Here is a 17276-nt window from a genome sequence, read left to right on the forward strand (position 1 = left end):
GCCAAGAAGGGCCGCCGACCGCGTCAATCGCCTCTTTTCGGGCGGTCGGCGATGATCGTGAAGGCGGTCGGCGGACCCTGGCAACGGCTTATTCGATTCTCTTCATTTGAACGCTTTGCGGCGCAACCGCGTATGCGGAGGACTGCCAGGATCATGGCATGGGGCCCGCGCGCCCGACTCCTCCCGCGGAGGCAATCCGACAAGCCGTGGGGTGGAGCCCCCCTTCGCTCCCTCCTCCGTCCGGATGACCGCCGAGAAACCCTCCGCGGGAGCTCGATAGAAATCCTTGAAGTGCGTCGGGGGAGCGCGGAAAACACTGCTATCAACGGGTCGGAGACGTCGTTCACCCACTGCGTCCGCGACATGCGTCCCGGGCCGACCGAAAGGACCCGACACATGGCCGAGGAGACCAGCCGGACGCCGGAGTTGTTGGGTGAGGACTTCATCCGCGACCCGTACCCGGCGTACGCCCGGCTCCGCGAGCGGGCCCCGGTGGCGCAGGTGGTGCTCGGCGGGGCACCGATGTGGCTGGTGCTCCGCCATGAGGCGGCGCGGGCCGCGCTGACCGAGCCGAAACTGCACAAGGACCCCGAGCGCTGTGCCCGGCTGGCCGCCAAGCACGCGGGTGTCGACCCCGTCGAGCAGCCCGCCGCGAAGTCGCCCGGTCAGCGGATGCTGGTGGAGCACATGCTGGGCATGGACCCGCCCCACCACACCCGGCTGCGCAAGCTGGTGGCCAAGGCGTTCACCGCACGGCAGATCCAGGCGCTCCGGCCGCGGATCGAGCACACGGTCGGCGCGCTGCTCGACGACCTCGCGGGGCAGGGCGAGGTGGATCTGCTGAAGGTGTTCGCCTTCCCGCTGCCGCTCACCGTGATCTCCGAGATGATCGGCGTCCCCGAGGCCGACCAGGCCGCCTTCGGAGCCTGGTCCAACGCGCTGACCGTGGCCGTCCAGCCGCAGGAGATGCACCGCATCGCCGACGAGATGGCGGAGTACCTCACCGGGCTGATCGCCGCCAAGCGGGCCGCCCCGGCCGACGACTTGATCAGCGGGCTGATCCAGGCGCGGGACAACGAGGACCGGCTCAGCGAGAACGAGCTGGTGTCGATGGTCTTCCAGCTCCTGGTGGCCGGATACGAGACGACCGCGCATCTGATCGGCAACGGGATGCTCGCCCTGCTGCGCCACCCGGACCAGCTCGCCGCCCTGCGCGCGGACCGGTCGCTGCTGCGGGGCGCGGTCGAGGAGTTCTGCCGCTACGACAATTCGCTGCACCTGAGCACGCTCTCGGTGACCACGGAACCGGTGGAGATCGCCGGTGTCCGCGTCCCGGCCGACGAGTTCGTCATCGTCTCGCTCGGCTCGGCCAACCACGACCCCGAACGCTTCGAGGACCCCGAGCGGTTCGACATCCGCCGGGAGGGCGGCGGCCATCTGGCCTTCGGCCACGGCATCCACCACTGCATGGGCGCGCCCCTCGCACGACTGCAGACCGAGATCGCCGTCGGCGCGCTCCTCGACCGCTTCGCGCGAATCGAACTGGCCGTGGCGCCGACGGAGTTGCGCCGCGAGATGAACCTGACCCGGGGGCTGGAGTCACTGCCCGTCCGGCTCGGCTGAGCGAGACGGACCGGACCGGCGTACCGGCCGATGAAGAGGAGTCTGATGGATATCGCAATCTCCGCGGCTGGTCTGCGGAAGCGCTACGGCGACAACGAGGTGCTGGGCGGCATCGACCTGTCGGTCGAGGCGGGCACGGTCTACGGGCTCCTGGGCCCCAACGGCGCCGGCAAGACGACCACGGTGCGGATACTGTCGACGCTGATCAAGCCCGATGAGGGCACCGCGACCGTGGCGGGCTACGACGTGCTGAGCCAGGCCCACGAGGTGCGCCGCAGCATCGGGCTGACGGGTCAGTACGCCGCCCTGGACGGCGAGTTGACCGGCCGCGAGAACCTGGTGCTGATGGGCACGCTGCTGCACTTGGGCCGCAAGCGGGCCCGTTCCCGCGCCGACGAGGTGCTGGAGATGTTCGATCTCACCGGCGCCGCCGACCGGGTCGTCAAGACCTACTCGGGCGGTATGCGCCGCAGGCTGGACCTGGGCGCCAGCCTGATCGGGAGCCCGCCGGTGATCTTCCTGGACGAGCCGTCCACGGGGCTGGACCCGGTCAGCCGGAACGCGCTGTGGGACATGGTGCGCAAGCAGGTCGCCGAGGGGGTCACCGTGCTGCTGACCACCCAGTACCTGGAGGAGGCCGACCAGCTCGCCCACCGCATCGCCCTGATCGACAAGGGGCTGGTGGCGGCGGAGGGCACGCCCGACGAGCTGAAGAAGAAGGTCGGCGGCGAGCGGCTGGAGATCACCGTACGGACCACCGAGATGGTGGAGACCGCCCGGGCCGCGCTGGCCCGGATCTCCGCACGGGGATCCGCCCCGCCGGTCGTCGACGAGAGCGGGCTGCGGGTGTCGGTCGCGCTGGAGACCGGTATCGCCGGTGTCTCCGCGGCGGCGTCGGAGCTCCAGGGGGCCTCGGTGGAGGTGGTCGACTTCCTCGTACGGCGCCCCTCGCTGGACGACGTGTTCCTGGAGCTGACCGGAGCCGGACCCGAGGCCGAACTGGAGACGACGAGCCGATGACCACCTATGTCCTGAGCGACGCGCTCGCCCTGGCGGGCCGCCACATACGGCACTTGAAGCGGGCACCGCAGCGGATCCTCAGCATCACCCTGATGCCGATCATGTTCGTGTTCCTCTTCGGCTACCTCTTCGGCAGTTCGATGAACGTGCCGGAGGGCGACTACCACGAGTACATCATGGCGGGCATCTTCACCCAGATGATGCTGGCCGGCGTCATCAACACCGGTGTGGGGGTGGCCGAGGACCTTTCCAACGGCCTGGTGGACCGGTTCCGTTCGCTGCCCATGGGCAAGGGCTCGGTGCTGCTCGGCCGGACCCTCTCCGATGTGGTGCTCAACGCGATCTCCTGTCTCGCGATGCTCTCCGTCGGCCTGCTCATCGGCTGGCGCATCCACGGCGGGCCGCTCAAGGCCCTCGCGGGCTTCGGTCTTCTGCTGCTGCTCGGCTACGCCACGGCGTGGCTCGGTTCGCTCATCGGGCTGCTGCTGCGCGATCCCCAGGCGGTCAACTCGGTGGCCATGGTGATCACCATGCCGCTCACCTTCCTGTCGGCGACCTTCTACCCGGCCCAGAACCTGCCGGGCTGGGTGCGTCCGGTGGCCGAGTGGAACCCGGTGACCACCCTGACCACCGGGATGCGCGAGCTGTGGGGGAACCCCACGGGGAACGGCGCCGATCCGGCGTTCCCGCTGCGGCATCCGGTGGCGGCCTCGCTGATCATGGTGGTGGTCCTGCTGATCGTGGTGATCCCGCTGGCCAACCGGGCCTACGAGCGGGCCGCCGCACGCTGACCCGCGGGCGTAGGAGACCCAGAAGCCGAAGCCCGGACGACCGAGAGCGGTCGTCCGGGCTTCGGCTTGCCCCGCCGGGGGAGCGCCGCCGGGTCAGCTCCCCAGATGCGCACGCCAGGTGTCATGGAGGCGGGCCAGGTGCTCGAAGCCGCCGACCACCACATCGGTGGCCACACCGAAGTCCACCAGACAGGCGACCTCGTCCACCCCCGCGTCCTTGAGCTGCTTGAGCATCGCCATGCAGTCGTCGACGGTGCCGAACATCCCGCTGGTCTCAAAGTACCGGTCGAACGCCTGGGCCACGAGGAACTGACGGTCCTCCGGGCCCATGCTCTTCAGCTCCCGGGACATGTCCGCGCCCTGGGCGCCCGCCGCCTCGGCCGCCTTGATCAGCAGGTCGAAGGAGCTGGCCAGGTAGCGGGAGAACGGCTCGCGCACGGTCTCCCGCACGGTGTCGCGGTCGGTGCCGACGAAGGTGTGCACCATCAGGGCCACATGCCCCTGCCCGGCCGAGGCGCTCTGGTGCTCCCGGTACGCCCGGCGGTACTCGGCGATGCGCTGCGCGAGGACGTCGACCTCCTGGCCGAGCAGATGGGTCAGCATGCCCATCCCGTTCTCACCGGCCAGGGTGAAGGTCGCCGGGGTGCCACCGCTGGTCAGCCACATCGGCAGCTCGGGCTGGACGGGCGGCGGGAACATGGTCAGCTCCACCGTCTCGCCCGCCCCGTCGGTCAGGGACACGCTCTCGCGCTTCCAGAGCCGGCGGATGGTGTCGACCGTCTCCATCAGCCCGGACTTGCGGGTCTCGTAGTTCTCCGGGCGGAGCGCGAAGTCCGCGGCGTGCCAGCCCGAGGCGAGTGCCACCCCGGCCCGGCCGCCCGACAGGTTGTCGACGACCGACCACTCCTCGGCGATCCGCATCGGGTGGTGCAGCGGCGCCACGACGCTTCCGGCGCGCACCGCGACCCGTTTGGTGACCGCCGCCACCGCGGCGCCCGTCACCGAGGGGTTCGGGTAGAGCCCGCCGAACGGATGGAAGTGGCGCTCGGGGGTCCACACCGCGGTGAAGCCGTTGTCATCGGCGAACCGGGCGCCGTCCAGCAGCAGCCGATAGCGGTCGCGCTCCTCGGTGTCGTTGTTGGCGAAGTAGAACAGGCTGAAATCCATGAGTCCTCCGGAAAGCGAAAGAAAAGCGCCCGGGGCGCGCTGACGGCGGGTCCCGGGCGGTGTCGCTGCTGTGTGCCGTTTCAGAAACGCACCGGCAGGTCGATCATCGGGCGGACCATCAGTCCGGGCCGATAACGCACCTCCGAGGGGTGCACGGCCAGCCGGATGCCGGGAAAGCGTTCATAGACCCGTCGAATCGCCAACTCGGTCAGCGCCTTGGACATATGGGAGCCCAGGCAGTAGTGGATTCCGTATCCGAAGCTCACATGCGCGGGCTTGGGACGGGTGATGTCCAGTTCCGAGGCACGGTCGGCGAAGGCGTGCGGATCGTGGTTCGCCCCGGCCAGCGAGATGATGATGATCTCGTCCTTGGGGATCTTCACCCCGCACAGCTCGACCGGCTCCAGCGTGACCCGCTGCAGGGAGTTGATCAGCGGGCTGGTGAACCGCAGCAGCTCCTCGACCGCGTTGGGCAGCAGACTCCAGTCGGCGCGGATCTTGTCGGCCTCGCCGGTATGGGTGAGCAGCGCCGCGAAGGAGCCGTTGAGCAGGCTGGTCGTGGTGTCGTTGCCGCCGGTCATCAGGGCGAACGCGGTGGACAGCGCCTCCGCGGCGGTCAGCCGCTTGTCCTCGTCGGCGTGGACCAGCGCGGAGATCAGATCGTCCTGCGGGGTCCGCTGCTTGGTGGCGATCAGCGCCTTGAGGTAGTCCGACAACTGCCGGGTGTGCTCGGCGATGATGCCCGTCGGATCGCTGGCGTCCACCCGGCGCAGGGTGTTCGTCCACACCAGGAACCGCGGCCAGTCGGCGTCGGGCACGCCCATCAGCTGCGCGATGGTGATGATCGGAAGCGGTTCGTTGAGCCCGGAGACCAGGTCCCGGTTGTCCGTCCGGACCATCTCGTCGAGCAGGTCGTCGACCACCTTCTCCCAGCCGTCGCGCAGTCCCCTGACCCGCTTGGGGGTGAAGGCGAAGGTGAGCGCCTTGCGCAGCGGGGTGTGGCGCGGCGGATCGGAGTTGGCCAGGTGGTTGCTGATCTCGTCGGCGGGCTTGATCTCCTGGCCGAGCTGCTTGCCCAGCGCCGCGTAGAGCTTGCCGATGTCCCGGCCGAGCCGGGGGTCGGAGAGCGCGTCGCGGACGTCGTCGTAGCGGCTCACCACCCAGGCCCGTACCCCGTCCGGGGTCTCCACCCGGCACACCGGCTGTTCCGCGCGCAGCTGGGCGAGGAAGGGATAGGGGTCCTGTGTGTACTCGTCGCTGAACATCCAGTAGCGGGACAGCGTGCCGGTGTTGGTCACCAGTACTCCCTGAAGTCGCGGTGCGGGTGGCGGGCCCGCGGGCGCTTGACGGCACGCGGCCGAACCGATGACAGCACGGCCGGACCCGACCGGTCAGCGGCAGTGCGAATTCTTCGAAGTGGGCTGCTTCCGCCCTACGCGGCGCGCAAAACGAAGTTTTTGCAGCGCCGTTGCCGGGTGGACCGGCCGGAGATGAAACTCGGCGATCCAGGCTGGTGGCAGGCGACCGAGCCCTTTGTCGGCGACCCCGGAATGACGAGTGGAGATTTCCATAATGACGCGAGCAGCCATCGACGACGTCCTTCCGCTGTGGCCACTGCAGGAAGGTCTGCTGTTTCAGACCCTGTACGGGGAGCAGAAACTCGATGTCTACGTCGCCCAGATCCTGATCGACCTCGACGGCCCCCTGGACGCCGGGGCCATGCGCGACTCGGTGGCCACTTTGCTGCGCCGGCACCCCAATCTGCGGGCCAGTTTCCGGTACGAGAAGCTGAGCCGGCCGGTGCAGGTGATTCCGCGGGACGTCCCGGTGCCCTGGCGGGAGTTCGACCTCACCGGGCTCGACGAGCCGGCCCAGGAGCGGGAGCTGGAGCGGCTCGCCGCCGAAGAGGCGGCGCACCGGTTCGACCTGGGGGCCGGGCCGTTGCTGCGCTTCACGCTGATCAAGCTGGGCCCGCGCACCAGCCGGCTGATGTTCAACTCGCATCACATCCTGCTCGACGGGTGGTCCACCGCCCAGCTCATGTTCGAGCTCTTCGAGATCTACCACCGTCGCGGCGACGGCTCGGGCCTGCCGCCGGTGACGCCGTACCGCGAAGCCTTGAGCTGGCTGGAACGGCAGGACCGGGCGGCGGCGGAAAACGCCTGGCGCACCGTGCTCGCCGAGGTGGAGGAGCCCACGCTGATCGCGCCGGGCGACACCGGGGCGCGGATCGCGCCGGCCGAGCAGGTCATCGCCATGCCCGATGAGCTGGCCGCCCGGGTGCGGGAGACCGCCCGGCGCAACGACCTCACGCTGAGCGCGGTGTTCCAGGGCTGCTGGGCGCTTCTGCTGGGGCAGTTGACCGGCCGTGACGACGTGGTGTTCGGCTCGACCGTATCGGTGCGCCCCGCCGAGCTGGCCGGCGCGGACCAGATGGTCGGCCTGTTCATCAACTCGGTGCCCGTCCGGGTGCGGATGCGCCCGCAGGAGAGCCTGCTGTCCCTGCTGACCGGGGTGCAGCGGCAGGCGGCCGGAATGGTGGAACACCACCACCTCAGCCTCCCGGACATCCAGCGGGCCGCCGGGCACGGCACCCTGTTCGACACGCTCACCGTCACCGAGAACTACCCCATGGGCGGGGACGACCTGCCCGAACTGCCCGGTGACCTCACGCTGACCGGCGCCAAGGGCACCGACGCCAACCACTACCCGCTGAGCATCGCGGCGCTGCCGGGCGACGGGCTGCGGCTGCACTTCGGCTACCGGCAGGAGATCTTCACCCGCGAGGACATCGAGGTGCTCGGCGAGCGCTTCCGCGGCCTCTTCGCGGCCTTCGCGGCCGACCCCGAGCAGCTGATCGGCCGACTGCCCCTGCTGAGCGACGCCGAGGCGAGCCGCATGCTCGCCCTGGGCATGCCCGCACAGCCGCTGCCGGGCGGTGACGCCATCCCCGCGCTCTTCGCCGAACAGGTACGGCGGCATCCGGACGCCGTCGCCCTGGTCCACGAGGACACCACCGTCTCCTACGCCGATCTGGACCGCCGCGCCAACCGCCTGGCCCGCACCCTCATCGAGCGGGGCGCCGGGCCGGAGCGGGTCGTCGCGCTCGCCCTGCGGCGCTCTCCCGAGCTGGTCGTCGCCATGCTGGCGGTGCTCAAGGCGGGCGCGGCCTACCTGCCGGTGGACATCTCCTATCCGGCCGACCGGATCGCCTATCTGCTCACCGACTCCGACCCGGCGCTGGTCCTGGCCACCTCCGCGTCGGCGGAGGTGATTCCGGACGGCTGCGCCGCGCCGCGGGTGCTGCTCGACGACCCGGCCACCGTCCGTGAGACCGACGCCAGGCCGGACACCGATATCGAGCCGGGCGAGCGGCGGGGGCCGACGACGTCCGCCAACCCCGCCTACGTCATCTACACCTCCGGATCCACCGGCCGTCCGAAGGGCGTCATGGTGACGCACTCCGGTCTCGCCGGTCTGGTCGCCACCAACGTCGAGCGGTTCGACGTGGGGCCCGGCAGCCGAGTGCTGCAGTTCTCCTCACCCAGCTTCGACGCCGCCGTCTGGGAGACCTACACCGCCCTGCTCACCGGCGCCGCGCTGGTGCTCGCCCCTGCCGAACGGCTGCGGCCCGGCCGGGCGCTGGTCGACCTGGTCGCCGAGCACCAGGTGACGCACGCGCTCATCCCGCCCGCCGCGCTGGCCGTGCTCACCGAGGGCGATCTGCCGTCGATACGCCTGCTGGTGGTCGGCGGTGAGGCGTCCGCGCCGGAGCTGGTCGAGGCGTGGTCCGGCGGCCGGACGATGATCAACGCCTATGGGCCGACCGAGAGCACCGTCTGCGTCACCCTCAGCGAGCCGCTCTCCGGCGCGGTGGCGCCGCCCATGGGCACCGCCCTCGGCACCGCGCGGCTGCGGGTGCTCGACGGTGCGCTGCGGCCGGTGCCGCCGGGTGTCACCGGGGAGCTGTACGTCTCCGGCCCCTGCCTGGCGCGCGGCTATCTGAACCGGCCCGGTGTGACCGCCGAGCGCTTCGTCGCCGATCCGTATCCGGGCGGCGGGATGCGGATGTACCGCACCGGTGACCTGGTGCGCTGGAACACCGAGGGCGAGCGTCCCGTGCTGGAGTTCGCCGGCCGGGCCGACGACCAGGTCAAGATCCGCGGATTCCGGATCGAGCTGGGGGAGATCGAGTCGGTCCTGGCCGCGCACGAGCGGATCGACCGTGCGGTGGTCGTGGTGCGTGAGCCGACCCCGGGCGACAAGCGGCTCGTCGCCTATCTGGTGCCGGTGAGCGGTGGAGAGGTGCCCGCCCCCACCGTGCTGCGCGAACACGTGGCCGCCGCGCTGCCCGAGTACATGGTGCCCGGCGCGTTCGTCGCCCTGGACGCCCTGCCGCTGACCCCCAACGGCAAACTGGACCGCAAGGCGCTGCCCGAGCCCGGCGCGGCCGGGCCGGCCGGGCGCGGGCCGCGCACCCCGCAGGAGGAGATCCTGTGCGCGCTCTTCGCGGAGCTGCTCGGCGTGGCCGAGGTGGGGGTGGACGACGACTTCTTCGACCTCGGCGGCCACTCGCTGCTGGCCACCCGGCTGGTCACCAGGACCCGCGCGGTCTTCGGCGAGGAGCTGTCGCTGCGCGCCGTGTTCGAGACGGCCACGCCTGCCGGGATCGCCCGCCGGCTGCACCAGGCCGTGGACGGCCGGCCCGCGCTGGAGGCGGGGCCGCGTCCCGAGCGGGTACCGCTGTCCTTCGCCCAGCGCCGGCTGTGGTTCCTGGACCGGTTCGACGGCGCCAAGCCGATCTACAACGTCCCGCTCACCGTGCGGCTGACCGGTGAACTGGACCTGGACGCGCTGCGCCATGCCTTCCAGGATGTCCTGGCCAGGCACGAGAGCCTGCGGACGGTGTTCCCGGACGTGGACGGCGACCCGTATCAGCGGGTGCTGGATCCCGCGGAGGCCGAGCTCGACCTGTCCCTGGTGGATCTGAGCGCGGCACCTGAGCGGCTGGACGAGGCGCTGAAGGAGGAGGCGTCCGCCGGGTTCCGGCTGGCCGACGAACTCCCGCTGCGGGTGCGCGTCTTCCGCACCGGCGACCGTACGTACGTCCTGCTCGTGGTGATGCACCACATCGTCGGGGACGGCTGGTCGCTGGGCGTCTTCGGCCACGACCTCTCGCTCGCCTACGCGGCCAGGCTGAAGGAGGCCGCGCCGTCGTGGGAGCCGCTGCCCGTGCAGTACATGGACTACACGCTGTGGCAGCAGCGCGTACTGGGCGAGGAGGCGGACGAGAACAGCGCGATAGCCCAGCAGTTCGCCTACTGGTCGGATGCCCTGGCCGGGATCCCCGACGAGCTCAACCTCCCGGTGGACCGGCCGCGCCCCGCGGTGGCGAGCTACGCGGGCGACACCGTGACGTTCCACCTCCCCGAGGAGCTGCACAAGCGGCTGCTCACCATCGCCCGTACCTCCCAGGCCAGCCTGTTCATGGTGGTCCAGGCCGGTCTTTCGGTGCTGTTGTCGCGGTCCGGCGCGGGCACCGACATTCCCGTGGGCACGCCGATCGCCGGTCGTACCGACGATGTCCTCGACGAACTGGTCGGGTTCTTCCTCAACACGCTGGTGCTGCGCACGGACACCTCCGGCAACCCCACCTTCCGCGAGCTGGTCCAGCGGGTGCGGGAGACCGACCTGGCCGCGTACGCCAACCAGGACGTGCCGTTCGAGCGCCTGGTCGAGCAGCTCAACCCCGAGCGCTCCCTCGCGCGCCATCCGCTGTTCCAGGTGATGTTCACCGTGCAGAACAACCGCCCGGCCGAACTCGTGCTGCCGGGCCTGCGGGTGGACCCGTACGACCACCTCGGCGACATGGCCAAGTTCGACCTGTTCGTCGGGATGATCGAGCGGCGCACACCCGACGGCGCACCGGACGGTCTGGCCGGGTGGATCGAGTACAGCACCGATCTGTTCGACCGGGAGACGGTCCAGGGGCTCGCCGACCGTCTGATCCGGGTGCTGGCCGGGGCGGCCGAGGACCCGAAGCGGCCGATCGGCGCCCTGGACCTGCTCGACCCGATCGAGCGGCACCGCCAGCTGACCACCTACAACGACACCGCGCACCCGTTCGACGGGGCCTTCCTCCCGGAACTGCTCGAGCGGCAGGCGCACGCGCTGCCGGACGCCCCGGCCGTGCTGCACGGCGACACGCGGATGTCGTACGCCGAGCTGAACGCGGCGGCGAACCGGCTGGCACATGTGCTCATCTCACGGGGTATCGGACCGGAGAACACGGTCGGCATCGCGCTGCCGCGCTCGGCGGAGCTGCTGGTGGCGGTCTGCGCGGTGCTCAAGACCGGAGCGGCCTATCTGCCCATCGACCCGGAGTACCCGGCCGAGCGCGTCTCCTTCATGCTGGCCGACGCGGCGCCCTCGGTGGTGCTGACCCGGGCCGGGGTGCTGCCGGGCGGTCACCGGGCCCCGGTCCTCGCCCTCGACACACCGGAGACCGCCGCCCTCCTGGCCGGGCAGGCCGACACCGACCCCACCGACGCGGATCGCATCCGTCCGCTCCACCCGGCCGCCCCGGTCTACGTCATCTACACCTCCGGCTCCACCGGCCGCCCCAAGGGCGTCGTGATGCCCGCGGGCGCCATGGCCAACCTGGTCGCCTGGCACCACGGCGAGATCGGCGGCGGCGCCGGGACGCGGGTGGCGCAGTTCACCGCGATCAGCTTCGACGTCTCCGCCCAGGAGATCCTGACCACCCTGCTCACCGGCAAGACGCTGGTGGTCCCGGACGACGCGGTGCGCCGCGACGCCGCCGCCCTCACCCGGTGGCTGGCGGAGCACCGGATCAACGAGCTGTACGCCCCCAACCTGGTGGTGGACGCCGTCGCGGAGGCCGCCCTCGAGAGCGGCGTCGCCCTCGGCGAGCTGCGGGTGATCGCCCAGGCGGGCGAGGCGCTGGCGCTCACCCCGCGGCTGCGCGCCTTCTGCGCCGAACGCCCGTGGCTGCGGCTGCACAACCACTACGGCCCCACCGAGAGCCATGTGGTCACCGGCACCACCCTGCCCGCCGACCCGGCGGACTGGCCCGCCGCGGCGCCCATCGGCCGCCCGGTGTGGAACGACCGGGTCTACGTCCTGGACGACGCGCTCGGCCCGGTGCCCCCGGGGGTCGTCGGAGAGCTGTACCTGGCCGGCGCCGGGCTGGCCCGCGGCTACCTGCGGCGGCCGGGCCGCACCGCGGAGCGCTTCGTCGCCGACCCGTTCGGCCCGGCCGGGTCCCGGCTCTACCGCACCGGTGACCTGGTGCGCTGGGGCAGGGACGGACAGCTGCAGTTCGTGGGGCGGGCCGACCACCAGGTCAAGGTGCGCGGCTTCCGGATCGAGCTCGGCGAGATCGAGACGGCGCTCGCCGCCCACCCGGACCTCGCCTCGGTGGCCGTCCTGGCTCGGCAGGACCGGCCCGGGGCACCCCAACTGGTCGGCTATCTGGTTCCGTTGGCCGACCGGACCGCCCCGGCCCCGGCCGAACTGCGCAAGCACCTGGCCACCACCCTGCCCGAGTACATGGTGCCCAGCGCGTTCGTCGCCCTGGACGCCCTGCCGCTGACCCCCAACGGCAAGCTGGACCGCCGGGCGCTGCCCGCGCCGGTACGGGAGGACGCCGAGCGGCGGGAGCCGACCACACCGCAGGAGGCCGCGCTGTGCGGGCTGTTCGCCGAGGTGCTCGGGGTGCCCGAGGCCGGGGTGGACGACAACTTCTTCGACCTCGGCGGCCATTCGCTGCTCGCCACCCGGCTGACCAGCCGCATCCGTACCACCCTGGGCGCCGAGCTCAGCGTGCGCGACCTGTTCGAGTCGCCGACGCCCGCCGGACTTGCCGGGCTGATCGGCGACGCGGGCGGGGCGCGGCGCGCGGTGACCGCGCGGGAGCGGCCCGAGGAGGTGCCGCTGTCCTTCGCCCAGCGCAGGCTGTGGTTCCTGGGCCGGTTCGAGGGGCCCAGCGCCACCTACAACCTGCCGATGGCCCTGCGGCTGACGGGTGAGCTGGACCGGGAGGCGCTGCGCGCGGCGCTGGCCGATGTGGTCGCCCGCCACGAGAGCCTGCGCACCGTCTTCCCGGAGGTGGCCGGCCGCCCCCGCCAGGTGGTGCTGGACGTGGTGCCCGAACTGCCGGTGGCCGAGGTCACCGAGGCCGGTCTGGAGGCGGCGCTCGCCGAGGCCGCCGGGTACGCGTTCGACATCGCCACCGAGATCCCGGTACGGGCGCGGCTGTTCGCGCTCGGCCGGACCGAGCATGTGCTGGCGCTGGTGGTCCATCACATCGCGGGCGACGGCTGGTCCATGGCCCCGCTGGGCCGCGATCTGTCCGCCGCCTACGCGGCCCGCAGCGCGGGCCACGCCCCGGAGTTCACCCCGCTGCCCGTGCAGTACGCCGACTACACGCTGTGGCAGCACGAGGTGCTGGGCAGCGAGGACGACCCGGACAGCACCATCTCCCGGCAGGCCGCGTTCTGGCGGTCGGCCCTGGAAGGGGCGCCGGAGGAGCTGGCGCTGCCCGCCGACCACCGCCGTCCGCCGGCCATCAGCTATCGCGGCGATATGGTCACCTTCCGCTTCGACGCCGAGGTGCACAGCGGCCTGCGCGAGCTGGCCATGGAGCACCGGGCCAGCCTCTTCATGGCCGTACAGGCCGGTCTGGCCGCGCTGCTCAGCAGGCTCGGCGCGGGCACCGACATCCCGCTCGGCACGGCGATCGCGGGCCGCACTGACGACGCCCTGGACGACCTGGTCGGCTTCTTCGTCAACACGCTGGTGCTGCGCACCGATGTCTCCGGCGACCCGACCTTCGCCCAGCTGCTGGAGCGGGTGCGGGAGACCGACCTGGCCGCCTACGCCCACCAGGACCTGCCGTTCGAGCGGCTGGTCGAGCTGATCAACCCCGAGCGCTCGGCGTCCCGGCATCCGCTGTTCCAGGTGATGCTGGCGTTCCAGAACACCGCCGAGGGCAGGGTCGACCTGCCCGGGGTGGTCGCGGCGCCGCAGCCGATCGGCCATGACGTGGCCAAGTTCGACCTGTCCTTCACCCTGGCGGAGACCCATACGGACGACGGCGCGCCCGCGGGCATCGAGGGGGCGCTCACCTACAGCACCGACCTGTTCGAACGGGAGACGGTGCGGATGCTGGTGGACCGGCTGGCGCGGCTGCTGGCCGCCGCCGTCGCCGATCCGTCCGCCCCGGTGGACCGGCTGGATGTGCTGCTGCCCGGGGAGCGCCACCGGATCGTCGAGGAGTGGAACGACGCCGCGGTCCGCGAGGTGCCCGCCGCCACCATGGCGGAGCTGTTCGCCGGGTGGGCTGCCCGCACCCCGGACGCACCGGCCCTGCTGACCGAGGAAGGGACCTGGACCTTCGCCGACCTCGACGCGAGGGTCGAGCGGATCGCCCGGTCGCTGGCCGCGCGGGGAGCGGGACCGGAGAAGCTGGTGGCGGTGGCACTGCCGCGGTCGCCGGAGCTGATCGTCTCGCTGCTCGCGGTGGTGCGGGCGGGGGCGGCCTATCTGCCGATCAACCCGGAGCTGCCGGGCGACCGCATCGGGTACATGCTCGACGACGCCGATCCCGCCCTGCTGCTGACCTCCGGCGCCGTCGCCGGACGGCTGCCGCGGACCACCGTGCCCACGGCGCTGTTCGACACGCTGGACGCGACGCGGCCCGCTGACGCGGCCGGCGTGTCCGTGCCCCCTGGCGCCCTGTCGCCCCAGCACCCCGCCTACGTCATCTACACCTCCGGATCGACCGGCAGGCCCAAGGGCGTGACCGTGACCCACGCCGGAGTGGCGCACCTGTGCGCGACGCTGGTGGAACGGGCGGGTGTCGGCCCGGGCGCCCGGGTGCCGCAGCTGGCCTCGGCCAGTTTCGACGCGGCGTTCCTGGAGCTGGCCATGAGCCTGCTGGTGGGCGGCGCGCTGGTGGTGGTCCCCGCCGAGCGGCCCACGTCCGGCCAGGCGTATCTCGACCTGTGCGCCGAGTACGGCGTCACCCACGCCTTCATCACCCCCGCCTCCCTGGCCGCGCTGCCCGAGGGCGGGCTGCCCGAGGGCATGGAGATCGTCGTCGGCGGTGAGTCCTTCGGACCGGAGCTGATCGGCCGGTGGCGGGACACGGTGCGGATGCACAATGTGTACGGCCCGACCGAGACCACCTGTGTGGCGGCGATGAGCGGGCTGCTGACCGACGACGCCGTACCGGCGCTCGGCGCGCCCGTCGCCGACTCGCGGCTGCATGTGCTGGACGAGCGGCTCCGCCCGGTACCGCTCGGCTGCGTGGGCGAGTTGCACATCGCGGGCGTCTCGCTGGCCCGCGGCTATCTCAACCGCCCCGGGCTGACCGCCGAGCGCTATGTGGCCGACCCGTTCGGGCCGCCCGGATCGCGGATGTACCGCTCCGGCGACCTGGTGCGCCGGCGCGCCGACGGCGAACTGGAGTTCGTCGGGCGCAGCGACGACCAGGTGAAGCTGCGCGGGCTGCGGATCGAGCTGGGCGAGATCACCGCGGCCGTCTCGGACCACCCCGATGTGCACCGCGCCACCACGATCGTGCGCGAGGACCGCCCGGGGGTGCGGCTGCTGACGGCCTATGTGGTGCCCACCGCCGGGGCGGGCGACCTCGACATCGACGCACTGCGGGCCGGGCTGGCCCGACGGCTGCCCGACTACATGGTTCCGGCGGCGTTCGTGACGCTCGCGACGCTTCCGCTGACCACCAGCGGAAAGATCGACCGCAAGGCGCTGCCCGCACCGGAGCAGGGCGGCCCCTCCCGTGCGCCGAGCGGCGCCCGTGAGGAGACCCTGCGCCGGCTGGTCGCGGAGGTGCTGGGGCTCGGGGTCGAGGAAGTCGGCGTCGACGACAGCTTCTTCTACCTGGGCGGCGACAGCATCGTCTCGATCCAGCTGGTGGCCAGGGCGCGTGCCGCGGGTCTGGTCTTCACCCCGAAGGACGTCTTCCGTCACCAGACGGTCGCGGCCCTCGCGGCCGCCGCGGGCACCGTCCCCGAGGCCGAGGCGGAGGATCCGGACGCCGGTATCGGGGAGATCCCCGCGATCCCGATCCTGCACTGGCTCAGCGAGCGGAACGGGCCCATCGACCGGTTCCACCAGTCGATGCTGCTGCAGACGCCCGCAGAGCTGGACCTGGACCGGCTGGTCACCGCCGTGCAGACGCTGCTGGACCACCACGACGCCCTGCGGGCACGGCTGAACCGGACCGAAGGGGAGTGGTCGCTGGAGGTGGCGGCCCGCGGCGCGGTCCGCGCCGCGGACCTGATCCGGCGGGTCGACCTCACCGGCCTGGACGACGCGGCGCGGAGCGCCCGCCTCGCCGAGCACAGCGACGCGGCGGTCGGCCGGCTCGCCCCCGAGGACGGCACGATGGCCCAGTTCGTGTGGTTCGACGCCGGGCCCGGTGAGCGCGGCAGGCTGTGGTTCTCGCTGCACCACCTCGTCGTCGACGGCGTCTCCTGGCGGATCCTGCTGCCGGACCTGGCACGGGCCTGGGAGGCGGTACGGGACGGGCGCACCCCCGCACTCGACCCGGTGGGCACGTCCTTGCGCCGCTGGTCGCGGACGCTGGCCGAGGAAGCCGTGACGCCGGAGCGGATCGCCGAACTCCCGGTCTGGCGCGGCCGCCTCGCCCAGGCCCCGGAGCCACTGGCCGAGCTGACCATCGACCCGTCCCGGGACCTCATCCGCACGCAGCGCGCGATCACCATGGCGCTGTCCGCGGACACCACCCGGACCCTGCTCACCCGGCTGCCCGAGCTGTTCCGCGCCTCGGTCAACGACGTGCTGCTCACCGGGCTGACCCTGGCGGTGGCCGACTGGCGCCGCCGGCACTTCGGCGGGGCCACGGGCGGGCTGCTGGTAGCCCTGGAGGGCCACGGCCGCGAGGAGATCGCCGAGCACACCGAACTGTCCCGTACGGTCGGCTGGCTCACCAGCATGTACCCGCTGTTCCTGGACCCCGGGCGGATCGACTGGGGCGAGGTGTGGACCGGCGGGGCGACCGTCGGCGACGTCCTCGCCCGGATCAAGGAGCAGCTGCGCCAGGTGCCCGACAACGGCGTCGGCTACGGCCTGCTGCGCCATCTCAACCCGGACACCGCGCCCTCGCTGCGCGGTCTGGCCGAGCCGCAGATCGGGTTCAACTACCTGGGGCGGTTCAACTCCTCGGGCACGTCCGAGGCCGCCGACTGGGCGCTCGCCCCCGAAGCGGGCGCTGTCGGCGGCGAGGATCCGGACATGCCGGTCGCCCACGCGCTGGAGGTCACCGCGTCCACCCAGGACCGCCCGGAAGGACCCGAGCTGTCGGTGCTCTGGCAGTGGCCCTCGGCGCTGCTGGAGGAGGCCGTGGTGCGAGACCTCGCGGAGGCGTGGATCCGGGCACTGGAGGCGCTGGCCCGCCATGCGGACACCCCGCAGGGCGTCCGCCACACCCCGTCCGACATGGATCTGATCGAGGTCAGCCAGGACGAGTTGGACCAGCTCGCGAGCGAACTGGACAACTGGCAGTAGCCCACTTCGGAGTTGTTTATGTGCGGCTTTCGCCGGGCCGCAGCGCCATTACGGTCGGATCGGCGGGCCTCGCCGACGGGCGAGAAGGGCCCCGCC

General features: G+C 71.9%; 6 protein-coding genes. 4 read left to right on the plus strand and 2 right to left on the minus strand.

Features of this window, described 5'->3' with window-relative positions; genetic code table 11:
* Positions 1-396: 396 nt before the first annotated feature.
* Genes ACFYOY_RS15990 through ACFYOY_RS16000 form a run of 3 tightly spaced genes read left to right on the plus strand, consistent with a single transcriptional unit; the run spans position 397 to position 3434 of the window.
* Positions 397-1623 (plus strand): cytochrome P450, encoded by a 1227-nt coding sequence (locus tag ACFYOY_RS15990; RefSeq protein ID WP_388587540.1) that lies wholly within the window; start codon positions 397-399, stop codon positions 1621-1623.
* Positions 1624-1668: 45 nt separating this feature from the next.
* A complete protein-coding gene (locus ACFYOY_RS15995; protein WP_351881698.1) occupies positions 1669-2643 on the plus strand; it encodes an ATP-binding cassette domain-containing protein in 975 nt (324 codons plus the stop codon).
* On the plus strand, positions 2640-3434 hold the full coding sequence (locus tag ACFYOY_RS16000; protein ID WP_351881695.1) for an ABC transporter permease: 795 nt from the start codon (positions 2640-2642) through the stop codon (positions 3432-3434). Before ACFYOY_RS15995 ends, ACFYOY_RS16000 begins: the two co-directional genes overlap by 4 nt.
* 93 nt (positions 3435-3527) lie before the next feature.
* Here the strand turns inward: ACFYOY_RS16000 and ACFYOY_RS16005 are convergent, their stop codons facing one another.
* Both ACFYOY_RS16005 and ACFYOY_RS16010 read right to left on the minus strand, forming a co-directional pair.
* Positions 3528-4601 carry a MupA/Atu3671 family FMN-dependent luciferase-like monooxygenase gene (locus ACFYOY_RS16005; protein ID WP_351881692.1) on the minus strand — a complete coding sequence of 358 codons (1074 nt, stop codon included), beginning with the start codon at positions 4599-4601 and terminating at the stop codon, positions 3528-3530.
* Between the two features lie 80 nt (positions 4602-4681).
* The gene (locus ACFYOY_RS16010; RefSeq protein WP_351881689.1) at positions 4682-5899 is read right to left on the minus strand and encodes a cytochrome P450; all 1218 of its coding nucleotides are present in this window, start codon (positions 5897-5899) and stop codon (positions 4682-4684) included.
* 274 nt (positions 5900-6173) lie between these two features.
* On the opposite strand from ACFYOY_RS16010, the gene ACFYOY_RS16015 reads away from it, so the two are divergent.
* The gene (locus ACFYOY_RS16015; RefSeq protein WP_351881686.1) at positions 6174-17180 is read left to right on the plus strand and encodes an amino acid adenylation domain-containing protein; all 11007 of its coding nucleotides are present in this window, start codon (positions 6174-6176) and stop codon (positions 17178-17180) included.
* Positions 17181-17276 lie beyond the last annotated feature (96 nt).

This window comes from Streptomyces sp. NPDC007875 (assembly GCF_042868035.1).
GTDB classification, from domain to species: Bacteria; Actinomycetota; Actinomycetes; order Streptomycetales; family Streptomycetaceae; genus Streptomyces; species Streptomyces antimycoticus.